Consider the following 22797-nt stretch of genomic DNA (forward strand, 5'->3'; position numbering starts at 1 on the left):
TACACGAATGTCAACCTATTAATTTGCTACTATATTCACCAGCTTGCCTTTTACCGCAATGACTTTCCTTACCGTCTTGCCCGCAAGCGCCGCCTTGACCTTCTCGGCTTCCATCGCGACACGCTCCATCTCTTCCTGCTCCATGCCGCTCGGGATTTGGATGCGGTCGACGATTTTGCCGCTAATCTGCACGACGATCTCCACCTCATTGTCCACTGTCATTGCCTCGTCATAGGTCGGCCACGGCTCATACGTTATCGTATCGCGATGGCCCAGGCGGCTCCACAGTTCCTCGGCAATATGCGGCGCAAGAGGAGACAACAGCTGCACGAAATGCTCCATCGCTTGTTTCGGCAGCGTCTCCGCTTTGTAAGCTTCGTTAACAAAAATCATGAGCTGACTGATAGCAGTGTTGAAGCGCAGATGCTCGAAATCATCGGTAACTTTCTTCACGGTACGATGCCACACGCGCTTGAACTCCTCCGTACCGCCCGCTTCCGCGATCTTCGGATTCATTTCGCCATTGTCGCCAATGAACAACCGCCACACGCGGCTTAGGAAGCGATGCGTGCCTTCTACGCCGCTCGCATTCCACGGCTTGGTCGCCTCAAGCGGTCCCATGAACATCTCGTACATGCGCAGCGTATCCGCGCCATACTCAGCAACAATCTCATCAGGATTAATGACATTGCCCCGGGATTTGCTCATCTTCTCCATGTTCTCGCCAAGGATCATCCCCTGATTGACGAGCTTGTGGAAAGGCTCCTTCGTGGAGACAACTCCAAGATCATACAGCACCTTGTGCCAGAAACGGGCATAAAGCAGGTGCAGGACAGCATGCTCGGCGCCGCCAATGTAGAGATCCACCGGCAGCCATTCCTTCTGCTTCTCCGGCGAACACAGCGCCTCATCATTATGCGGATCGATGAACCGCAAATAGTACCAGCAGCTGCCGGCCCACTGCGGCATCGTATTCGTTTCCCTCCTTGCCGGCTGGCCGGTCTCGGGATCTACGGTATTCACCCATTCGGTCACATTGGCCAGAGGCGATTCCCCTGTGCCGGAAGGCTTGATCTCGTCAACCTCCGGCAGCAAGAGCGGCAGCTGGTCCTCCGGCACAGGCTTCATCGTGCCGTCTTCCAGGTGAAGGATCGGGATCGGCTCTCCCCAGTACCGCTGGCGGCTGAACAGCCAGTCCCGCAGCCGGTAAGTAACCTTGCCCGCTCCTTTGCCGCTGCTCTCCAGCCATTCAATCATTTGGGCAATCGCCTGCTCATTGTTCAATCCATCCAGAAAGTCGGAACGAATATGCGGACCGTCTCCTGTATAGGCTTCCTTGTCCACATCGCCGCCCTCAATGACCTCGATGATCGGCAGCTCGAACTTCTTCGCAAATTCCCAATCCCGCTGGTCATGGCCGGGCACGGCCATAATGGCGCCCGTTCCATAGCCTGCCAACACGTAATCGGCAATCCAGATTGGCAGCTTGGCGCCGTTGACCGGATTGACTGCATATGCGCCCGTAAACACACCGCTTTTATCCTTGGCCAGATCTGTCCGCTCCAGATCGCTTTTGCGCGCCGCCTGTTCTTGATAGGCTGCAATAGCAGACCGCTGCCCGGAGGACGTAATGCGCTCCACAAGCTCATGCTCCGGCGCAAGCACACAGTAAGTGGCGCCGAACAGTGTATCCGGCCGGGTCGTAAATACCGTTAATTCGCCGGCTTCTCCTGCTTCTGTCTCAATGGGGAAGCGCACTTCGGCTCCTTTGGATTTGCCGATCCAGTTGCGCTGCATATCCTTGATGCTCTCGGACCAATCCAGTTCCTCGAGGTCCTCCAGCAGCCGTTCCGCATATTCGGTAATTTTCAAGATCCATTGGCGCATCGGCTTGCGAATGACCGGATGGCCGCCCCGCTCGCTCTTGCCGTCTATGACTTCCTCGTTGGCGAGCACCGTGCCGAGTGCCGGACACCAGTTCACCGGAACCTCCGCTACATACGCAAGGCCTTTCTTGTAAAGCTGGAGGAAAATCCACTGCGTCCACTTATAATACGCCGGATCCGTTGTGCTGATTTCCCTGTCCCAGTCATAGGAGAAGCCCAGCGACTTGATTTGGCGCCGGAAATTGTTGATATTTTTGACCGTAATGTCGCGCGGATGCTCGCCGGTATCCAGCGCATGCTGCTCTGCCGGAAGTCCAAACGCATCCCATCCCATCGGATGCAGCACATTGTAGCCGCGCATGCGCTTGTAACGGGATACGATGTCTGTTGCTGTGTACCCTTCGGGATGGCCGACGTGCAAGCCCGCGCCGGACGGATACGGAAACATATCCAGCGCGTAGAACTTCGGCTTGTCCGTACCTTCCTCTACGCGAAATGTTTTGTGCTCGTCCCAAAACGTTTGCCATTTCGGTTCTATTGTTTGCGGATCATAACTGTGTCCTTTCCCCTCTTGCATCGCATTATCCTCCTTTAATTACCCACGAAAGTGAAGATGCGCTTCCGAAGCTTATTCCGATTACTTTCGCGGGGCCCGATTCTTACACCCACGAAAGCGAAGAGACCTCCGAAGCCTATTCCGATTACTTTCGCAGAGCCCGATTCTCCACCCGCGAAAGCGAAGCAGATCTCCGAAGCCTATTCCGATTACTTTCGCGGGGTCCCGAACATTGCACATCGGGAATGACGCATGCCCATTATGCAAAAAAACCTCACGCCGCTAGCTGCTATCGCTAGGGACGAGAGGTTGCATTCCCGTGGTACCACCCTAGTTGGCTTACTAGACCTGCCTGGTCATGGAAGCCCACTCAAATCCTTAACGCGGACAAAACGGCAAGCTGTGCTCCCTTGCCTCCGAGAGCATGTGCGTGCGGCTCTGAGGCGAGTTCACCGCGGCTGCTGACCGGCTTGCACCCGACGCCGGCTCTCTGAACAGCATATCCGAAGCTACTACTCCTCTTCTTTGCCTTTCGACATTCATATGTAACCGATTATAAAAAACTTCCATTCCCGCTGTCAAGATACGGGCTCCAAGATCATTTGACCGCTGTGTAAAAGACTCGCTGCGCGTGCTCCTCCGGCGCTTCCATCGTGAAATCAGCATGGACCAGCACTTCGCCGAAACCTGCGTCGCGCAGCAGATCAACCACAACCTCCGGCTCATAGGTTCGCTGCCGGTGGATCTCATCGATCCGTTCATAGCGTACGTCCCCTTCACAACGGCGGAAGATCGTCAGCTGATGCTCCACCTGACAGCGCTCTTCATCGAACAGGCAAGCCCATAAATAGGCCAAGTCCGGCTCATTCCAGATAAAGGGCTGCTCCTCCGCATACGCCTGCAGCTGTCTGGGGTGGTGCAGATCGAACAGAAAGGTGCCGCCCGGCTTTAATGCCTCATAAGCGCAATGAAACGCCTGCTTCAACTCCTCCGGCTCCAGCAAGTAGTTCAGGCAGTCGCAAAACGAAATGACTGCATCCGTTGGCTCGGGCAGCCGCCAGTTCCGGGCGTCTTGCTGCTGCCACTCGCAAGTGCCGGTGACGCCGAACGGCTGTTGGCGGGCGGTTGCCTCCCATTTCCCTGCAGCCACCTGCAGCATTTCCTTCGACAGATCTAAGCCCGTCAGTTCATAGCCTTTCAATGCCAGCGGGATCGTAATGTTGCCCGTTCCGCAGCCAATGTCGGCAATTCGCACCGGCTTGCCAAGCAGCTCCCACATCGCCTCAGCATAACCGACCCACTGGTCGTACGGCATTTCTGCCATCAAACGGTCGTATACATAAGCGAATTGATTGTAGGCCATAGCTATTCCTCCCGCTCAGCTGGCGCATGGTGCTTCAGCTTAGTCCAGCTTCCTTCCTGGATCACAATACCGTCTTTCAGCAGTTTTCCAAGCGCACGCTTGAACGCTGATTTGCTGATCCCGAAGCGCTTCTGGATAATATCTGCGGGGGTTTCGTCTGAATAAGGCATCGCTCCGTTCGGCCGCTCCCGCAGTACGGCGAGCAGCTTCTCGGCATCTTCACTGCGGCTTTCCTGTTTAAGGGGACGCATGGACAAGTTCACACGGCCGTCATCGCGCACAAAAATCACGCGAAATTCCGCCTCTTCCCCCATGCGAAGCTTCCTTGTCCGTTCCGACTCATGGACGAATCCGAACGCGCCGAAGCCCAGCACGCCGGCATCCACCACCGCGAAATCTCCAATCTGCAAAGGCTTATACACCGTTGCTTTCAACGTTCGATTCTTCCAGTCTTCGGGAGCGCGCAACATGAGGGGCGCCAGTTCTTCCTCCCCCGCCGCCTTGGCCAGCAGCCTGCCCTGCTTGTCATGTGACGGCACAATGAATACGTGATCGCCTACCTGGGGCCACAACTCCCTGAGCTCGGGAAGCTCCCTGACAGGCAAGAGCAAATGCCGGCTCAATCCCATATCAAGAAAGCAGCCAAGGCGAGGGTGTATGTCCGCGACCTGCAGCCGCGATACCTTGCCCTCCTCGATGTAAGGCTGACGCATCGTTGCGGCCAATCGGTCTTCGCTGTCGTGGAACAGGAACACTTCAACCCGCTCGCCTGTCTTCACCTCGCCGAGTGCTTCACTGTAGTGCAGCAGCACGTCCGGCACATCGGGCAAAGTCAGGAAGTACCCGATAGGCGGCACTTCCCTGGCAACAATCATACTCGCCTTCATGCCTGCCCGGAGTCTCATACCGTTTCCACGGTGCGGGCATCCGACCAGAGGCGTTCAATATTGTAAAATTGGCGGTCCTCCCGATGAAAGATGTGCACAATCACATCTCCGAAATCCATGAGCACCCATCTGCCGGTGTCGAACCCTTCCATGCCCCGCATGCGCCATCCCGCTTTTTCCGCCTGCTGCTTCACTTCCGTCGTGATCGACTGCACTTGAATATCCGAGTTGCCGTGACATATGACAAAGTAATCGGCAATCGTCGAAAGACCCTGCAGATCAAGCGCTACCGGGTCATGCCCCTTCTTCTCTTCAATGGCTTTCATAATAGTTTGCATCAACTGTGCGGATTGCGTCATGAATGTCCTTCCTCCTTTTTTTCTTGCCGGGCTGCATCCAGTTCCTCCAACAAGCTGTTGCGCGCAAGTACGGTCATCGGGAAGATGGGTGCGCCTTGCTCGATCAACTGGCCGATCGTTCCTTCGAAGCCGGCTATCAGCGCAGCCTCCAGACTCCTTTCGGCCAATTCCCGAATTCGGTCAACACCCGGAAAGGCTCTGCCGGGCTCCATGTAATCGGCCAGGCAGACCACCTTGTCCAGCAAAGTCATTCCAGGCCGGCCTGATGTATGGTAACGAATCGCGTCCAGGATCATGCTGTCCGTCACGCTGTATTGTCGCTCAGCTACTATGGCTCCTGCGGGAGCGTGCCAAAGCGGCTTGTCATACTGCAGCCATGGTTCCTGCTCCCCAGCGTCGACAAGCGTTTGGCGCTGCTTTTCAACAGGCCAATATTTTGCAACATCATGCAGGACAGCCGCCCACTCTGCTTGCACCGGATCGGCTCCGTATTGCAGGGAGAGTCTGATCGCCGTGTCCCGCACGCCGATTGTATGCTGCCACCGCTTTTCCGGCATCTGGGCCCGTACGCTCTCCATGACGGCTTGCAAATCAGGCTTCATACAATCTACGCTCCTTTATATAATCATAGACCGAATCCGGCACGAGGAAACGGACAGACCGCCCTTTTTTGCACAATGATCGAACATAGGTTGACGACAGATCGATCGCCGGCATCTCCACCCAATCGATCTGCGACGCAAGATCCTTGGGGAGCGCGATTTGGCTTACTGCCGGAAAGCCGGGGCGATCCAGCGCCGCAAATCGCACATAACGGATCAGTTCGTTGATTCGTTGCCAAGCCGGCAGTATTTGTACCATATCCGCACCGATAATAAAGCTGAACTGATGTTCGGGATACAATTCCGTCAATGTCTTCATCGTGTCGGCCGTATACGAAATGCCGCCGCGCTTTATTTCTATATCCGTCACACGGATTCCGGCATAAGGGGCGATTGCCCTTTCCAGCATGGCCAAGCGGTCGGCTGCCGGCGCGGCATCGCCGGCTTGGCGCTTATGCGGCGGAACGAAGGCCGGCATCAGCCACACTTCATCCAGTCTCAGCTCTTCCCTCGCCCTTTCAGCAGCGATGAGATGACCGAGGTGTACAGGATCGAAGCTGCCGCCAAGGATTCCGATTCTCATGGCATGCCCACCAGATCGATCTGCTTGTGATCTTTGGATTCTTTGTACAGCACAATGACCTTGCCTATGACCTGCACCAGCTCTGCGCCAGCTTTCTCCGCAATTTCGGCCGCTACCTCATGGCGCTCTTCCATGCAGTTCGGCAGCACGCTGATCTTCATCAATTCCCGCTTTTCTATCGCTTCTTGCACATGGCGGATTAAATGGTCATTGACGCCTCCCTTGCCTACCTGGAAGATCGGGTCCAAATGATGGGCGAGTGCGCGAAGATAGCGCTTTTGTTTCCCTGTCAGCAATGATTTCACCTCACTTTTCAAAGGACTGCAATACCGCGCTCCGCATCTCCGCAACAGGAGCTGTCATACCTGTCCAATATTCGAATGCATACGCACCTTGATACACGAACATCCCGAGCCCCCCGTGGATCGTGCGGCCAAGCCGCTTGGCTTCCTGCAGAAACCGGGTTTCCAGCGGGTTGTAAATAAGATCGCTGAACACTTCCGCATCCGGCCAACAAGCAGGATCTGCCGGCCATTCATCCTCATTCGGGTGCATGCCGATCGGCGTAGTGTTGATGATTAGATCGTAAGAAAATTGCCTGCAGCTTGACCAGGGAACGCTGTCAACCGTCCCGTAATCCTTAAGAGCCGCTGCCAGCTCCAAGGCTTTTTGTTCTGTTCGATTGGCAATCGCTACAGAAGCCGGGTGCTCCCTTAGCAGCGCATATACGACTCCTCTGGCCGCTCCCCCTGCGCCAAGCACCAATATGCGCTTGCTCTTTAAGGAAACGCCCGTCTCTTGCTTCAGGGAGCGTACGTAACCGATGCCATCCGTATTATACCCGATTAATCTGCCATTCTTGTTCACAATCGTATTGACAGCGCCGATCACGCGCGCAGCCTCATCGATCTCGTCCAGGTGGCCCATCACGGCAACCTTGTGCGGAATGGTGACATTCGCTCCGCCGAATCCCAATGAACGAATGCCTGCCAATGCGTCGCCAATCCGTTCGGGAGCTACGTCAAATGCCGCATAAGCCGCATGGACTCCCGCTGTCTGGAAAGCGCGGTTCAGCATAATGGGCGATTTGGACTGCCGAACCGGATGGCCAAGCACACCATAGATGACCGTATCGCTATTAAGCCGAGCATTCCCAAGCCCCTCTAGTCCGCTCAACATGAAACTCCTCCCTGTCTCTATATCAATCGGTCGCGAACCGCGTACTTAACCCCTTCCGGAAGATGAAGGGACAATTCCGCTCCGCTTTCTCCGTTTACCGCTATCCATCCCAATCCAGACACATAGACATCCGCTTTTTTCCCCTTCGGTATGAACAGACGATGCCTTGCGAGAGGAGGCAGCTCGTTCCATTCTTCCGAATCCGGCGGAGATAACAAGCCGCCTTTGTGTTCGGCATACAGGGCATCCGCCTTTTCCAGCTTCGTTCGATGCACCTTGATGCTGTTCGAAACATAACAGGTGAACGATTGCGGTTCGCCCTGAACAAAATCGAATCTGGCCAAAGCGCCGAAGAACAACGTCTGCTTCTCCTGCAGCTGATAAACGAGAGGCTTCACCGGCTTATCCGGCATTAACTTGCTCAGAACTCGCTTCGGCACGACTTCGGTAAGCCTGTGCGGATACACAATGCCCGGCGTATCGATTACAGCTTTGCCGTCCTCCAGCGGAATCCGGACCGCATCGAGTGTCGTGCCCGGAATAGGCGAGGTCGTAAGCTCTGCATCCATGTCGCTGTAATCGCGAATGAGCCGATTGATCAATGTGGATTTGCCGACATTGGTTGCGCCGACTACATAAACATCCCGTCCTTTTCGCAGCTGGTCGATGCGCTCGACTACACGCTCAAAGCCCACATTCCGCTTGGCGCTGCACAGCGCGACACCTTCCACCTTCAATCCTTGCGCTTTCGCCTGCTGCTGCACCCAATTCAATATCCGGTTCCAGTTCAATCCCTTCGGCAGCAAATCCATCTTGTTAGCGACCAGCAGCACCGGATTGCGGCCGATAAAGCGGTGAAGCCCGGAGATTAAGCTGCCTTCAAAATCAAAAATATCTGCGATTGCTACAACCAGGCTGTCTGTATCCGCTATGGAGGACAGCAGTTGTACAAAAGCGTTCTGGTCTACCGTAACGGTCGAGATTTCATTGTAATGACGGATGCGAAAGCAGCGCTTGCAAATCGCTGTTTCCGCTTTCAAGGCCGAAGCAGGAACAAAGCCGGGCTTCGCAGTGTCCCCGCTTTGCAATGCGGCGCCGCAGCCAAAGCAGCGCTTGCTGTCGTTATTTATGTCTGCCGCTGTCATCGCTTCTCCTCCTTGAACATATGATGGCCCTGCTTTTTCAGCCGCGACACGGCGATCTTCTCCAGTCTGCGATTGAACCTTGTAAAGATGCCCTCGCCCGCAAGCGATACAGGCTTCACCAGAACCGTATGCATGCCCAGCCGGTTGCCGCCCAATACATCAGTCAGCATTTGGTCCCCGACTACGACCGTCTCAGCCGTGTCCGTTTGCAGCGCCTGCATTGCCTGAACGAACGCTCTGGCAGACGGCTTGCGGGCGCTGTGCAGGAACGGCACATTCAGCGGCTCCGCAAACGCAGAAACACGCGTCCGGTTATTGTTGGAGACAATCGCCACTTTCCAGCCGCGCTCGCGAATACTCTTTAGCCAAGCAACCAGTTCAGGCGTAGCCAGCGGGTCCTCGGCGCCCACTAATGTATTGTCCAAATCCGTTATAATTCCACGTTTCCCCTGCAGCCATAGCCGGTCCAGATCAATCTGATAGATGGATTCGACCATTTCCTTCGGTACAAGCTTATTCAGCAATATCCGTTCACCTCAGAAGTGTTTTCATGGAACAAACTATACCACATCCCACCATTTTGTTGCAAAAAACAAAAACCCGCTGCTGCCGGGACAACAAGGTTGTTCCCCGGCCGCAGACGGGTGGATGAACACTGTGCGGCTACATCGCCTTTTTCAGGTGTTCCAAAAGCTCGGCTATGCGCTCCGCATCCTGCTCCTTCACGGCGACCCCGCTGTACTTGGCCTCTTCAAATAGCTGCAGCACCGCGGTCAATTCAGGCTCGAGACCGCGGTTATTCGCGATCCACCTTTCAATCGATTCCCTAGCCGTCTCCGAATCATGGCGGGTATATCCGCGCTTGCGGGCGAATTTAAGCAGGGCTTCGAATGTAAGGATCACCTGCTCATCGTGTCCTCTGGGCTTCTTCCGTATAGGCCGCAGCAAGTAGCTGCCTGCAGAGGTGAGCATGCCTTTCTTAAATAATACGTAGAGCAGCAAGCCTGCAAGGATAACGGCGCCAGCCGCAATGCCAATCGCCGAACGATTATCCCCTGCCGGCGCTTCGCTCTCCTCGACTCCGCCTGTTTCCACTTCGGGCAGCTCGAATGCCGGAGATGTTTCTTCCACCGATTCGGCTATCGGCATAAAGAAGCTGGCCGTAGGCTCGAACGGTATCCAGCCGTGTCCTTCAAAATATACTTCTACCCAAGAATGGGCATCGGAGTTCCGCACCATGTAATCGCCCGCGCCATTCGGATCCGAAAAGCGATTGATTGCGTCCTCGAACCCGTAAATCTCAAGACGGTTCGATCCGGACGTGTATCCCTTTACCCAGCGTGTCGGTATATCCAGGGTACGCAGCATCACGGCCATTGCCGTGGAATAATAATCGCAATAGCCTTCCTGAATCTCAAAGAGGAAGCGGTCTACGAAATCCGGACTGCTCCCTTTGCCGATATCAGGCTGATTCGTATAAGGGAACGTCTCACGCAAATAGGTTTCCACCGCTTTGGCGCGGTCGTAGTCATTATTCGCTTCCGCCGCGATCTCCTCGGCAAGCGCCTTGACCCGTTCCGGCACTGTATCCGGCAATGCCGTGTACTGGTTCATGCTCGAAGTTCGGGGCTCCGCGTTTCGCAGTGCCTCAGCATCGATCACCGGCACATGGGAAACGAGCGTATACGTTTTTGGATATTCGTCATCGTCGCCCCGATACAGCAAGGCCGCATTTTCAGCCGACCACGCCAGATCGGGCGTCGGACCTTCGGAATCCCCATTGACCTGTTCAATGACAGCCGGTTGCATCGCTCCGAACAACACCGGATAAGCATGCTCGGACAAGACGGTCACCGTCTGCCTGACTTCCACATAGTCGCCCATTGCTGGGGTTGCGATCGGCGTCTGCAGGCGGATCGGAACAGCTTCTGTCAATACGGCTTCCCAGCCTTCCCCTGTATACGTGGACTTACTTTCCCCCCGCCAGTAGCTTCTTCGATCAGTCACGACGCTCATGACTTCGCTGTGATCGTAATCAAAGCCTCCGCCCAGCTCACGATCATCCCTGCCGTAGCCGGAAGAGGCATTCGCTGTGGACTGCGTTGCGCTGGAACTGCTCAACGGTTTCTGTCCGATCCTGGATACATCATTCCCCTTCCAGTTTTGCCAGGCTGTATAAGGGTCAGTCAGCAGCGGACGCGCCTCCGGCGCCGCAGTGCCGGCGCCTACTGTTGCAGCGATCACGATTACCGCAGGCCATATGATCGTACCGGGGTAGTCTTCAAGGTACTTCCAGGCTTGCGGATGGCGCTTGCGGAAATCATTATAATGGGACAGTATGGCAAGAACCAGTCCGCTGCAGACAATGATGGCCGTTTCTTGCCATAAATAAATCTTGCCGGTACTGTCCGCTACAGCCATTACCAGGATAGCTGCCAACACCAAGCCGATTACTCTGATCTTGGACTTGGCCCAGGCCAGAACAAATTGATAAGCGCACCAAAACGCCAGCGCATACCACAAATAAGGCAGGAACGGCTGAACATTCTGCAGCAAATTGCCGCCAAAAGAGCGTCCCTCCTCCCAGAATGGTTCGTATTGAAGCACATGTCCATGTACCCACAAGATTACTCCAAGCTGCACAAGGACCCGTATTGTTTTTCGCATAGGAAGCAGAGCCTCTGCAAGGCCGCAAAGGATCAGCGATGTGAATACAACCGTCCTCGTTTCGGCGTACCAGGTATATCCATTATAAGATTCGTGTCCCAGCCAAAAAGCAAATTGAAGCACAATTGCCGCCCACGCGGCCGAAGCCAACCGATCAGACCAAGCGGCCATCCAGCTTTGTCCTATCTTGCTCAGCAATGCTTTCAACCTGGCTTTGATCATGAGTGCCGCCCCCCCAGCATCTGCGAGAGTTCCTTCAGCTGGGCGAACGGATAGCTGACAAAACCGCGCTCGCGCAGCACGCTTGACCACTGCATGGCTTTCTCCTCTTCGCCTCTGCGAATGGGCAGCAAGTGGCAGGCGCTCATGTGATTGCGGGCCGCCCACGCAAGCGTATCCATGACAGATTTGTCCTGCATGGGGGAAATAAGCGCTACCATAGTGCCTCTTCCGAGCGCGCCGGCAAAACCTTCTGCCAGCTGCATGGGGGTAAAGGCGGAATCCGCCTCCACTTCAATGAGATGATCCATCATCGATTCCGCATGGAGTTCGCCGCGCTTGGCAGGAAATACAGCTGCCCGCTTCCCTGCCGTAATCAGCCCCATCATCATCTGTTGGCGGCTCCCATACCGAATAAGAGAGGCAGCAGCGGACACCGCATTCTCCAACACCGTTTGTTCGGGATATGCTGCCTTTCTTCGGTCCAGCAGCAGGACAAGCTTGGGCATGGCCTCCCGCTCATATTCCTTTGACTTCCATGTACCCGTCCTTGCTGTGGCATTCCAATGGATGCGCGAAAGCTTGTCGCCATACACATACTCCCGGACGCCATTAATTTGCGTAGTCTCCCGGGTCGCTCTGGATGTTGCCGTATGCGCATGCGCTCCTTTGCTCAGCTGCTTGTAATACATCCAATCCGTGATATCGACCGTGCGGGGATATACGCGCACGTGGCGAACGCTTTTGACCTGTCCCCGATGCTCGAACAAACCGAAAATATCCTCTGTTGCAAAGACCATCTCCTTGAAGGCATACACGCCTCTTTCCAGCGGCGCCGTCTCATAGTACACCTCACCCCTTCGCCGATAGTCGGGGATAAAGGTGGAGGAAATAGGATAGGACTGTCCTTTGCTCGATTGGATATGTTCTTCAAACAAAACATAAGGGATGGGAAAAAGTCCAGGGATCGTCACATCAACCTTCACTTGGAGCGGGCTGCCGGCTGCAAGCTTGTTATCCTTACCGACATTCGCCAAACTTCTGGCCGCTTGGACGTGCGCAATGCCGCTCCATCTGCCCAAAGCCAGGTAGATGCCCAGCATGCATACGAAAATAAACAGCATCAGCGCCAATTTCCCGCCCTGGAACATCACGAAAAATATAGAGCAGACCGCAAGTCCGATCAGTACGGCTGCGCGTCTGGCATTTCCACTGCGCAGGGCGTTTTTTGCCGTTATCGGGTCCATCCGTTATCTCCCCAGCCGCACCGGCGCGGCCACTTGCTCCAAGATGGATTGCAAAATTTTGGCTTCCGTGGCGCCCTCCATTCTTGCCTCGGCGCGAAGCATTAGCCTATGGGCCAGAACAGGATAAGCCAGCTTCTTCAGATCGTCCGGTATCACATAATCCCGTCCCTGCACGAGGGCATACGCCTTCGCTGCCGCGATCAATGCAAGCGATGCGCGAGGACTTGCCCCGAGGAATACGCCGCTGTGCTGGCGGGTTTGCCGGGTAATCGCGATTCCGTATTCAAGCACGGCCTCATCCATATGCACATGCTTGGCGGCAGCTTGAAGCTGGAGCACATCCTGCACCGACATAACCGGTGCAAGCGTATCCAACGGATGGCGGACCGATTGGCTGCTGACAAGCCGGGCTTCGGTCTCTTGATCCGGGTAACCCAAGCTGATCTTCATCATAAAGCGATCCAGCTGAGCCTCGGGCAGCGAGTAGGTCCCTTCAAAATCAATCGGATTTTGTGTTGCAAATACCAGAAAAGGCCGCGGCAGCCTGTGCGATTCCCCATCGACCGTCACATGCCCTTCCTCCATGGCTTCCAGCAAGGCGGATTGCGTCTTCGTCGTCGCCCGATTGATTTCGTCGGCAAGCAAAATATTCGTCATGACAGGTCCTGGCCTGAACACGAACGTTTCATCCTTGGGATGAAAAATCGAAACGCCGGTTATATCTGTAGGCAACAGATCGGGGTTGCATTGCACGCGGCGAAACGTGCTGTCAATGGACTTGGATAGTGCTTTAATTAATACCGTCTTCCCCGTACCCGGCACATCTTCGAGAAGCAAATGCCCCTCTGCCAGCAGGGTTGTGACGATCCATTCAATCTCTTGTTTCTTGCCCATGATGCAGGTATCGAGGTTAGTAATGAGTTGCCGGATCTTATCCATATCGGCTTGCTGCACAGTCATGGTCATACCTCCAGTATTGTAAAGGTCCTCCTTAACATCATACCGGAGATATGCCGAGACGTACATCGGTAAAACGTCAAAAAAACATTGTCAGAAACTACTAAGGTACCCACGAAAGTGAAGAAAAGCTTCGCAGCTTATTCCGATTACTTTCGCGGGGCCCGATTTTTATACCCACGAAAGTGAAGTGAAGCTTCGCAGTCGCAGCATATAAGCGAAAAGCCCTTGGTTCAGCCTTTCGGCCTGAACACAAGGGCAGCAAGGAAGGAGAAGATGATCGCTGAGGATATCCCTCCACTCGTGACCTCGAAGATGCCTGTAATGACCCCCATAATGCCGTCCCTTTCCAGCTCGGACAACGCTCCGTGAACCAAGGAGTTGCCGAAGCTCGTAATCGGCACGGTCGCGCCAGCCCCGGCAAATTTTACGAGGGGGTCATACAAGCCGAGACCGTCGGCCACTGCACCCGCTACGACCAGCAAGCTCATCGTGTGTCCCGGGGTCAGCTTGGCCACATCGAACATGAGCTGACCAATCACACAAATAGCCCCTCCTACGAGAAAAGCCCACAAAAACTGCATGTTCTAATTCACCTCGCTTTCCAGGCATACGGCATGTGCAATGCACGGGATGCTCTCCCCCTGCTGATACGTCAACGGAGAAAGCAGTGCGCCAGTCGCCACGACCAAAACACGCTTCCATTCACCTGCCCGGAGCTTCTTCATAATATGCCCGTAGGTCACGACGGCCGAGCAAGCGCAGCCGCTGCCGCCAGCCCACACACTTTGCCGGTCGCGGTCATAAATCATTAAACCGCAATCATGAAATGTCGTGTCCTCTATTGGCACGCGATGCTCTCGCAGCAGCTCTCCTGCAATGTCATGGCCTACCTGCGCCAGGTCGCCCGTTACAATCAGATCGAAGTCACCCGGTTGTTTGCCGGTATCCTTCAAGTGTGCCTGTATGGTATCCACTGCCGCAGGCGCCATGGCGGCTCCCATATTGTTCGGATCTTTAATTCCCAAATCCAAAATGCGACCGATTGTCGCTGATGCTACGCGAGGACCGCTGCCTTCGGCGGCTACGATTGCCGCTCCCGCACCCGTCACAGTGAACTGCGCAGTAGGCGGCTTCTGTGCGCCATATTCCGTCGGATAGCGAAACTGCTTCTCCACAGAGGAATTGTGGCTGCAAGTACCCGCAAGAACATGGCTCGCACCGCCGCTGTTCACGATCATCGCTGCAAGCGCCAAGCTCTCCATCGATGTCGAGCATGCTCCGAATACACCAATGTAAGGAATACCCAAGGTGCGCGCCGAAAAGGTTGCGCTAATAATCTGATTCATCAGATCGCCGCCCACGAAAAATTGCACATGTTCTTTGGTCAGCTTTGCATTTTCAATCGCCAGCTTGGCCGCTTCCTCCAACAGCAGGCGTTCCGCCTGTTCCCAGCTTTTCTGCCCCAGCATGCTGTCTTCATGAATGATGTCAAAGTCCTGTGCAAGCGGACCATTGCCTTCATACGGACCCACTACCGTAGCTGTTGCCCGAATCACGGGCCGCTTGTCGAATGTCCAGGTTTGTTGACCGGTGAGCATCAATGAGGCCCCCCTCCAAAAATGTAATGCAGGATACCGACAAAAAACGCGGCTACCACGCCAAATACAATGACCGATCCGGCCAGCTTGAACATATTGCCGCCAACCCCCAGCACAAGCCCTTCGCTCCTGTGCTCCAAGGCGGAGGAGCAGAGGGAATTGGCAAATCCCGTTACAGGGACGGCGGAACCCGCACCAGCCCACTGCGCGATTTTGTCGTATACCCCCAAGCTGGTGAGAATGACTGAAATCAGAATGAGAATGGCCACTGTCGGGTCACTCGCTTTTTCCTTGTCCAGATTGAACCAGTGTATCATTGCTTCCATAATGCCTTGGCCAAGCAGGCAAATCGCTCCTCCGGTTATAAAAGCGCGGATGCAATTCAGCAGAATCGGCCTGGGCGGCTCTTTTTGCTTGGCTAACGCTTGATATTTTTTCTGAACAGGCGTCGTTTTTTTCAGTTTTTGATTGGCCATTTGTCCCTGCTCCTCTCTGCTTACGAAGTCGTTAAAAGCGGCTCCATGTCTTCCATCACTTGCCTCATCTGATCCGCACAGTTCGCATATAGATTTTTGGCCTTCTGATCTTGTGTGGACAAGGCAAACAATTCAAGATCGGCCTGGCATTTCTTCAGCGTTGCCTGCAAAAGCGGTCTCGCGGAGGGAGACGGCACCTTCAATTGATCGTCGTACAAATCTACATACAGCTCGCCATATTGGTTTGCCTGGGCCAAATAGACGTTTTCCTGCAGTATGCCCTGCTTGTCCAGCTCTGTTTTTAGCCACCCGGGACTCAGGCCGAGCGTGGCCAATCCCTCCGTAATGAGCTCCCCGTCCATGATGACGGCTTGCGGCTCTACTTGATTCGGAAGCCGAAGTCCCAGATGGGCCGGTGTAATGGGCTGTTTGTTTGGCTTCATGAGGACAGACAAATCGCCAGATGTCTCCAGAACTGCAAATTCCACATCGGCAGCTTGAAAGGCATTTTTCTTGCGCAGCTGCTCCAGCAAATCCTCGCTGGTGTACCGGACCTTGGCCATATTCTCTTCCATGATTTTTCCATCCTTGATTAAGACAGTTCCCTTGCCCTCAACCAGACTGCGCAGCCGCTTGCTCTTCAAGCTGAAGTATTCGATCCCTGCCATAACGATGGCCCATACGAGAAGGGCGACCAGACCGTACATCCAGTTCTGGTCCGGATGCAGGGAGATAAATGCGGCAATGCTGCCGATGGTGATGCCTGTGATGTATTCGAAGTAGGTCAATTGGGTGATTTGTCTTTTGCCAAGAATAAAACGTGTAATAATAAACAGTACAACCAGCGCAGAAAAAGTCCGCAGCGCAACCTCCAACCACTGTGGCATTTTACATGTTCTCTCCCTTTTTTCGCATGTTTGATATACACATTATGAGCGCAATGGCAAATACTTATGATTAGTGAAATATTGTCATTGATAAAAAGGGAAGGAACAGACAAATTACTGATGGGCTATCGGAAAGGAGGTAGAAGCAATGACCGTCGCATCCAATGTCAAAACTTGTTTGGCGTCCTTGAAGAGCGCACAGGCCAGCCTGGAACAGTTCGCGCTAAGCACGCAAAACCAGGAAGCCAAATCGATGTTTGAGCAGGCCGCACAAACGACACAGCAGGTGGTGGACCAAGTAAGCTCGCGCGTGCAGGAACTGGAAAACGAAGAGCCGCAATATAAAGGGTTTTAATTTCATTCATGCATTCGGGTACGCCCCAGCCCCAGCTCATCATCGAGCCGTGCTGGGGCTGTCTGAGCGGCTCCATCATGAGCTTGCCGACATGCCCCAGTCTTAAAAAAGCTGTTGCAAAATCCGCTAAAATAAGACAAAGTAATACCTAGTAAGACATTCAAATTACGGGTGATCGCGTGAGCGAAGATTTCCAGGCACTGCTGCTTAATGTACTTTTTGTTATTCTCCCCATATTTCTCTACCATCTTTTCTGGCACGAGCGTCCCAATCGCAGCAAGAGGCCTCCCGCCCTGTATGTGGGTTTGCTTTGCAGTTGCACAGTCATCTTTTGCATGCTGCTTCCATACGAAATTGGCGCCGGCTACTATTATGATTTGCGCATCATCCCGCTTCTTGTCAGTTTCTTATATGGCGGTCCTTGGGCTGGACTCACGACCACTGTGGTGTTTATCCTCTTTCGAGCTTATATTGGGGGAGAAGGATTTTGGGTTTCGCTAGTAATTGTTTTGCCCGTGCTTCTGATTGGCTATTTGTGCACAAGTGCCTTCAGCAGGTCACATCGAGGAAAACGAATTGCCGCAGGCGTTGCGCTAAGCATGACCCATTCTGCTGTATTCGCATTCATTTACTCCCTGTACCACCCCGGACCGTACACCTTAACCCAATTGCAAAAATACGGAACAATCGCGTTGATTCAAGCCGGAAGCGCGGCGCTAGTTTTTTATTTAATAGAGGAAATGCTGCGAAACCATGCGCTTCGCTTGAAGTTTTGGCAAGCGGAGAAAACCAAAGTTGTCAATCAATTGGCAGCCAGTGTATCCCATGAAGTGCGCAATCCATTGACCGTTACAGCCGGCTTCCTCCAGCTGTTGAAGCAGCATGACCTTCCCGCTGAAAAACGCGATCTTTATATTCAGGTAGCCTTGGATGAATTGAAAAAAGCGGAGGGCATCGTCTCGGATTATTTGTCGCTCACCCATGCCAAGACTACTGTTAATCAGACGCTTGATCTCCGGAAAGAAGCAGAGGCCTGCTTGACACTGCTTGGACCGTTCGCCAAACTGAACGGCGTGCAAATGATATCCTATATAGCTGCAGAAGGCATATACATACGCGGAAATGAGCAGAAACTAAGGCAATGCTTGATCAATGTGATGAAAAATGGAATCGAAGCGATGCCCCATGGCGGCAAGCTTGTGATCGATCTTGCCCCCGGCAAACATTCACGCGAAGTCGTGATCACAATCACCGATACGGGGATCGGTATGGATGAGGAGCAAATCAAGCATCTCGGCAGTCCGTTCTATGCCCATGCTGGCAAGGGAACCGGACTCGGACTCATGGTCGCTTACAGCATCATAGATGCCATGGAGGGCAGTGTTTTCGTTGACAGCACCGTCGGGGAAGGGACAACCTTTGCGATTACATTCCCGATTGTCAAAGACAAGCCCAGGTTTCCGCTTTACCCTAGAAGAAGCCATTCTCCGCTTGCTGCTCCCCGCAAACTCAGACGCATGATGGAGCTAAAGCGAACGCCCGACCGGAGTTAACCGGCCGGGCGTTTGGCTTTACCGCTGCTTTTGTTTATAAAATTCATGGTAAAGCTTCATTAAGGCGCGCTTCTCAATGCGCGATACGTAGGAACGCGAAATCCCCAATTCCTTGGCAATTTCCCGTTGGGTGCGTTCTTCGCCCCCTTTATCCAAGCCGAACCGGCCGCGAATGACTTCCTGCTCACGCTCATCCAATATGTGCAAATGACTGTAAATTTTATTCTTTTCGATTTTCACCTGCACCTTCTCCACGACCTCGTCGTGCTCCGTTCCGAGAATATCCTGAAGCGTAATTTCATTTCCTTCCTTGTCCGTGCCGATCGGATCGTGCAGAGATACGTCCTTGCGGGTTTTCTTCAGCGAGCGCAGGTGCATGAGAATCTCATTCTCGATGCAGCGTGCCGCAAAGGTCGCCAGCTTCGTTCCTTTATTCGGACTATAGCTCTCAATTGCCTTAATTAACCCGATCGTTCCAATCGAGATGAGATCCTCTTGATCTTCCCCGGTATTGTCGAACTTTTTGACAATATGCGCGACCAAGCGCAAGTTATGTTCAATCAAAATATTGCGGGATACGGCATCTCCTTCTGCCATGCGCTTCAGATGAAGCGCTTCTTCCTGCTCCTCAAGCGGTTGGGGAAAGACGTTGCTCTTCACATACGAAACCAGCAGCATCAATTCTTTGACGAACATGGCAATGGCAGCAAATAATCCAGGCACGCTGTTCACACCTCCATCAGAGTCAGAGCGGCAGGAACTGGCCGCAAAGGTTAAGGTTGAAGCCTGACTTGCCCGGAAGTGGACCTGCAACCCCCACAGCGTATCGCCAAAGGGATGGCTGGCTGAGCGCCCCGTCATGAGGTCCACCTGCAAAAAAGGCAACAGAACCGCTCATCAAGGAGCGGACTGTTACCATTGTATGTGGGGGTACGCCTATGTGTGCCTGTACGTGGGGAAGATTCAAATTGTCAGCCAAACAACGTGTACATGAAGACAAAAAGTTGGAATCATACGTATAGCCATTGTGAAATTTAGGATAATAATGCTATAACAAGCAAAGGTTGCGATTCCGACGAAAAACTACGAAAACACCGAGAACAAATTCAGACGATACAAAGCTCATGTCAGTATCGCCGGCACAACGCAGTTCCACCTGCGGAACCCCTATGTCATCGCTTGGTGGTCAGCCGCGTTTCCGGGCTTTGGACATCTGTTGCTCAGCAAGTATTTGCGGGGGCTCGTTTTGTTTTGCTGGGAAGTATTCGTCAATATTCAGGCAAAAATCAATCTGGCGATGGTTCACTCCTTTTGCGGTGATATTGCGCTGGCCAAGGAAGTGCTCGAGACTAGATGGATGCTTTTGTATATTCCCGTCTATTTGTTCGGCATCTGGGACAGCTACCGGACAACAATAGATATGAACAATGTGTATCTGCTTGCTGAACGGGAAGACGCGCCCTTTAATTCCTTCAGCATCGGCGCGCTTGAAATTAATTATTTGGACAAGCGCAGCCCGCTTATGTCCGTCATCTGGTCACTGTTCATGCCCGGATTAGGGCAGCTGCATATTCACCGGCTATTGACCGCATTTTTTGCGCAGGTATGGACCATTGTCTTTCTGTATTTTTCAAATTTGCTCGTCGCTGTCCATTTTCTGTTTATGGGGGACATCGCGAGTGGAACGGCTGTCCTTAACAAGCAGTGGCTTCTCTTTATGCCGTCCATGTGGGGGTTTGCTGTGTACGATTCGTATGTCAATACGGTTGAAAACAATAAACTGTATGGCGCTGAACAGAAAAGCTTTCTTATAAAAGATTTTCAAAACCCCGGTTTCAAGGTAATGCGAGGGAAAGTGGTGAGTGGACAACCGTGATTCAAATTTTTTCTGCCTTTGAACATTCAACTCATTTGGAGCTGGCTATCAGTTATCTGGAGAAAAACGGAATAAACAAGGAAAAGATTTTCGCTGTTCCGCTAACCAATCGCAAGACAGAGCGCAGGATGTTCGATAGCATGCATAATGCTGACGGCATTTCTCTCATCAGTACAGGAGCTGCATTGGGAACAGCCTTAGCTGTTATAGGAGCAAGCATAGGATTCAAGTTGAATTGGGGGCCGATCTATTGGGGATTGATCGGAGCAGCTTCAGGCTTCTTCTTAGGATTTCTCATTAACTTCTTTTATTACAAGGTGATTAAGAAGCATCAACGTCTGCTCCGTGGCAAGAACCTTGAGGTCATCTTAATCATCGAATGTGAAGAACAGCAAGGCGATACGGTTGAGGAAATACTTTGGCATCACTTGGCTTTAGGTACGGCGCGCGTATTAAGTCAAAGCTAGATCGCTGTGTCGCCCTTTATCTGGCACCCGTACTTCTGGAGGCTGCATAACCATCCCGGGGGATTGGAACGATAATGCTGTTGCCTATTATAATGAAAGGAGTGCATGAGCCAATGGACACAGAGATGGAATATGGAAGTGATTACAACTACATTCCGGTTACATCTGTCGGCAGCGGTCTTAGCTACGAGGTACTTCCCGATCTCTTGGGTCACACTATCCAAATCGTCAATATCTGTTTGGTCGGAAACCCGGGATCTAAGGATTTTGTCTTAGTTGACACAGGAATGCCGAAATCTGCTGACGAAATTATCTCGGTTACAGAAGAACGCTTTGGCCCGAACAGTCGGCCGAAAGCTATCGTTTTGACACACGGGCATTTTGATCATGTAGGTGCCGCCATTGACTTGGTCAAGCATTGGAATGTTCCTGTATATGCTCATGAATTAGAGCTTCCCTACTTGACCGGGAAAATGAGCTATCCAGAGCCAGATCCGACTGTAGAAGGAGGCATGGTTGCCAAGATGTCTCCCCTTTTTCCAAACGAACCGGTCAATTTGGGAAATCATATCCATACGCTGCCGTCAGATGGAAGTGTGCCTTATTTAACGGGTTTTCGCTGGATTCATACGCCCGGGCATACCCCAGGGCACATATCGTTGTTTCGAGACAAGGACCGTGCACTCATTGCAGCGGATGCGTTCGTAGCTGTCAAGCAGGATTCGCTCTATAAGGTTCTGACACAACAAATGGAAATCAGCGGACCGCCTAGATATCTGACCACGGATTGGCAAGCCGCTTGGGAATCCGTCAGAAAACTGGAAGCACTCAAGCCAAGCGTTGCTATTACGGGTCATGGAAAGCCTCTATCCGGCGAAATGTTAGCGAACGGCTTGAAGAAGCTTGCGAATGAATTTGACCGTATGGCAATCCCTGATTACGGAAAATACGCTAGCCGGCATTAAAATCGTCTTCACTAAGCATGACAGGCGCCCCCTACCTTGCGACTAACGAAAGCTATTTCCGCTGGCAGGAGTAAGGGGGAGTTTGGCTTGGCAAGCATAGGCGAAGCGTCATTCCCTGCTTTTACGCCCCGCATCGGTCAATGCCAATGTGCCTGAGCGAGAAAGATTAGCTGCATATTCATGGGCATATAATATGAGTGTTTGCCAGCCTCCGCATCCTGCAATTTGTGTCTAATTAGAAAAAATGCGAGAAGTCCCTTGACATGATAGGCGAATGTAAGTAATAATAATTACATAATTGTAATCATTATAGTTACAGTTCAGGCAAGCAGAGCTTCCTTGCTTGACACTGTCAGCTATATTGATCATACAAATAACTCATTAGGAGGAAGATGCAGTATGTCTCTGATTGGAAAAGAAGTTGCCCCATTTAAAGCACAAGCATTCCGCAACGGAGAGTTTATCGAGGTGACAGAACAGGATCTGAAGGGAAAATGGAGTGTAGTATGCTTCTATCCGGCAGACTTCACATTTGTTTGCCCGACTGAGCTTGAAGATCTGCAGAACCACTACGAGGAGCTGAAGGCTCTTGGCACGGAAGTGTATTCCGTATCCACAGATACTCACTTCACTCACAAAGCATGGCATGACAGCTCTGAAGCGATCGGCAAAATCACTTACACGATGATTGGCGACCCTTCCCATACAATCAGCCGCAACTTTGACGTCTTGATTGAAGAGGACGGCCTGGCGGATCGCGGTACGTTCATCATCGACCCGGACGGCATCATCCAAGCTGTAGAAATTAACGCTGGCGGCATCGGACGCGACGCAAGCACGCTGATCAACAAAATCAAAGCAGCACAATATGTTCGCAAGCATCCAGGCGAAGTGTGCCCGGCCAAATGGCAGGAAGGCGCAGAAACACTCAAGCCTAGCCTGGACCTTGTAGGAAAGATTTAAGGGC

General features: G+C 52.9%; 24 protein-coding genes and 1 other annotated feature. Of the genes, 6 read left to right on the top strand and 18 right to left on the bottom strand.

Going from position 1 to position 22797, the window contains the following annotated elements:
• Window positions 1–18: 18 nt before the first annotated feature.
• From leuS to XYCOK13_RS12720, 17 genes are all read right to left on the bottom strand, one after another.
• Complete coding sequence (gene leuS / locus XYCOK13_RS12640; protein ID WP_213412522.1) at window positions 19–2463, bottom strand: leucine--tRNA ligase; 2445 nt, start codon at window positions 2461–2463, stop codon at window positions 19–21.
• 273 nt (window positions 2464–2736) lie between these two features.
• Window positions 2737–2977 (bottom strand) — a binding site (T-box leader).
• Between the two features lie 63 nt (window positions 2978–3040).
• Window positions 3041–3805, bottom strand: coding sequence for a class I SAM-dependent DNA methyltransferase (locus XYCOK13_RS12645; RefSeq protein WP_213412523.1), 765 nt, complete (start codon window positions 3803–3805; stop codon window positions 3041–3043).
• Window positions 3806–3807: 2 nt separating this feature from the next.
• Window positions 3808–4710, bottom strand: a complete 903-nt coding sequence (locus XYCOK13_RS12650) for a CvfB family protein (protein WP_213412524.1) — start codon at window positions 4708–4710, stop codon at window positions 3808–3810.
• A complete protein-coding gene (gene rsfS, locus XYCOK13_RS12655) occupies window positions 4707–5051 on the bottom strand; it encodes a ribosome silencing factor (protein WP_213412525.1) in 345 nt (114 codons plus the stop codon). The genes XYCOK13_RS12650 and rsfS overlap by 4 nt, the downstream gene beginning before the upstream one ends.
• Window positions 5048–5653 carry a bis(5'-nucleosyl)-tetraphosphatase (symmetrical) YqeK gene (gene yqeK, locus XYCOK13_RS12660; protein WP_213412526.1) on the bottom strand — a complete coding sequence of 202 codons (606 nt, stop codon included), beginning with the start codon at window positions 5651–5653 and terminating at the stop codon, window positions 5048–5050. The genes rsfS and yqeK overlap by 4 nt, the downstream gene beginning before the upstream one ends.
• Window positions 5643–6236 carry a nicotinate-nucleotide adenylyltransferase gene (locus XYCOK13_RS12665; protein ID WP_213412527.1) on the bottom strand — a complete coding sequence of 198 codons (594 nt, stop codon included), beginning with the start codon at window positions 6234–6236 and terminating at the stop codon, window positions 5643–5645. The genes yqeK and XYCOK13_RS12665 overlap by 11 nt, the downstream gene beginning before the upstream one ends.
• Window positions 6233–6532 carry a ribosome assembly RNA-binding protein YhbY gene (yhbY, locus tag XYCOK13_RS12670; protein WP_213412528.1) on the bottom strand — a complete coding sequence of 100 codons (300 nt, stop codon included), beginning with the start codon at window positions 6530–6532 and terminating at the stop codon, window positions 6233–6235. Before yhbY ends, XYCOK13_RS12665 begins: the two co-directional genes overlap by 4 nt.
• Window positions 6533–6542: 10 nt before the next feature.
• Window positions 6543–7415: a shikimate dehydrogenase gene (gene aroE, locus XYCOK13_RS12675; RefSeq protein ID WP_213412529.1), complete on the bottom strand. Its 873-nt coding sequence runs from the start codon at window positions 7413–7415 to the stop codon at window positions 6543–6545.
• 17 nt (window positions 7416–7432) lie between these two features.
• A complete protein-coding gene (gene yqeH, locus XYCOK13_RS12680) occupies window positions 7433–8560 on the bottom strand; it encodes a ribosome biogenesis GTPase YqeH (RefSeq protein ID WP_213412530.1) in 1128 nt (375 codons plus the stop codon).
• On the bottom strand, window positions 8557–9084 hold the full coding sequence (locus XYCOK13_RS12685; protein ID WP_213412531.1) for a YqeG family HAD IIIA-type phosphatase: 528 nt from the start codon (window positions 9082–9084) through the stop codon (window positions 8557–8559). Before XYCOK13_RS12685 ends, yqeH begins: the two co-directional genes overlap by 4 nt.
• Before the next feature lie 139 nt (window positions 9085–9223).
• Window positions 9224–11449: a transglutaminase TgpA family protein gene (locus tag XYCOK13_RS12690; RefSeq protein WP_213412532.1), complete on the bottom strand. Its 2226-nt coding sequence runs from the start codon at window positions 11447–11449 to the stop codon at window positions 9224–9226.
• A complete protein-coding gene (locus XYCOK13_RS12695; protein WP_213412533.1) occupies window positions 11446–12693 on the bottom strand; it encodes a DUF58 domain-containing protein in 1248 nt (415 codons plus the stop codon). Before XYCOK13_RS12695 ends, XYCOK13_RS12690 begins: the two co-directional genes overlap by 4 nt.
• 3 nt (window positions 12694–12696) lie before the next feature.
• Window positions 12697–13653 (bottom strand): AAA family ATPase, encoded by a 957-nt coding sequence (locus XYCOK13_RS12700; RefSeq protein WP_213412534.1) that lies wholly within the window; start codon window positions 13651–13653, stop codon window positions 12697–12699.
• 230 nt (window positions 13654–13883) lie between these two features.
• Complete coding sequence (spoVAE, locus tag XYCOK13_RS12705) at window positions 13884–14234, bottom strand: stage V sporulation protein AE (RefSeq protein ID WP_213412535.1); 351 nt, start codon at window positions 14232–14234, stop codon at window positions 13884–13886.
• A 3-nt stretch (window positions 14235–14237) separates the two neighbouring features.
• A complete protein-coding gene (gene spoVAD / locus XYCOK13_RS12710) occupies window positions 14238–15251 on the bottom strand; it encodes a stage V sporulation protein AD (protein ID WP_213412536.1) in 1014 nt (337 codons plus the stop codon).
• A complete protein-coding gene (gene spoVAC, locus XYCOK13_RS12715; RefSeq protein ID WP_213412537.1) occupies window positions 15251–15727 on the bottom strand; it encodes a stage V sporulation protein AC in 477 nt (158 codons plus the stop codon). Before spoVAC ends, spoVAD begins: the two co-directional genes overlap by 1 nt.
• Window positions 15728–15747: 20 nt before the next feature.
• Window positions 15748–16614 (bottom strand): DUF421 domain-containing protein, encoded by an 867-nt coding sequence (locus XYCOK13_RS12720; RefSeq protein ID WP_213412538.1) that lies wholly within the window; start codon window positions 16612–16614, stop codon window positions 15748–15750.
• 148 nt (window positions 16615–16762) lie between these two features.
• Here XYCOK13_RS12720 and XYCOK13_RS12725 point away from each other — a divergent pair, with 148 nt between their 5' ends.
• Both XYCOK13_RS12725 and XYCOK13_RS12730 read left to right on the top strand, forming a co-directional pair.
• Entirely contained in the window at window positions 16763–16969 is a 207-nt protein-coding gene (locus XYCOK13_RS12725; RefSeq protein ID WP_213412539.1) for a DUF1657 domain-containing protein, read from the top strand.
• Between the two features lie 179 nt (window positions 16970–17148).
• Window positions 17149–18522 (top strand): ATP-binding protein, encoded by a 1374-nt coding sequence (locus tag XYCOK13_RS12730; RefSeq protein ID WP_213412540.1) that lies wholly within the window; start codon window positions 17149–17151, stop codon window positions 18520–18522.
• 18 nt (window positions 18523–18540) lie between these two features.
• On the opposite strand, the gene sigK is transcribed toward XYCOK13_RS12730, so the two are convergent.
• The gene (sigK, locus tag XYCOK13_RS12735) at window positions 18541–19245 is read right to left on the bottom strand and encodes an RNA polymerase sporulation sigma factor SigK (RefSeq protein ID WP_213412580.1); all 705 of its coding nucleotides are present in this window, start codon (window positions 19243–19245) and stop codon (window positions 18541–18543) included.
• Window positions 19246–19591: 346 nt separating this feature from the next.
• Between sigK and XYCOK13_RS12740 the strand changes: the two genes are divergently transcribed.
• The 4 genes from XYCOK13_RS12740 (at window position 19592) to ahpC (ending at window position 22793) form a co-directional block, all read left to right on the top strand.
• Window positions 19592–20398, top strand: coding sequence for a hypothetical protein (locus XYCOK13_RS12740; RefSeq protein ID WP_213412581.1), 807 nt, complete (start codon window positions 19592–19594; stop codon window positions 20396–20398).
• Complete coding sequence (locus XYCOK13_RS12745) at window positions 20398–20865, top strand: hypothetical protein (RefSeq protein WP_213412582.1); 468 nt, start codon at window positions 20398–20400, stop codon at window positions 20863–20865. Before XYCOK13_RS12740 ends, XYCOK13_RS12745 begins: the two co-directional genes overlap by 1 nt.
• Window positions 20866–20978: 113 nt before the next feature.
• The gene (locus XYCOK13_RS12750) at window positions 20979–21830 is read left to right on the top strand and encodes an MBL fold metallo-hydrolase (protein ID WP_213412541.1); all 852 of its coding nucleotides are present in this window, start codon (window positions 20979–20981) and stop codon (window positions 21828–21830) included.
• Window positions 21831–22229: 399 nt separating this feature from the next.
• Window positions 22230–22793, top strand: a complete 564-nt coding sequence (gene ahpC / locus XYCOK13_RS12755) for an alkyl hydroperoxide reductase subunit C (RefSeq protein ID WP_213412542.1) — start codon at window positions 22230–22232, stop codon at window positions 22791–22793.
• Window positions 22794–22797: the final 4 nt, after the last annotated feature.

Origin of the sequence: Xylanibacillus composti (assembly GCF_018403685.1) — a bacterium.
Classification (GTDB): Bacteria; Bacillota; Bacilli; order Paenibacillales; family K13; genus Xylanibacillus; species Xylanibacillus composti.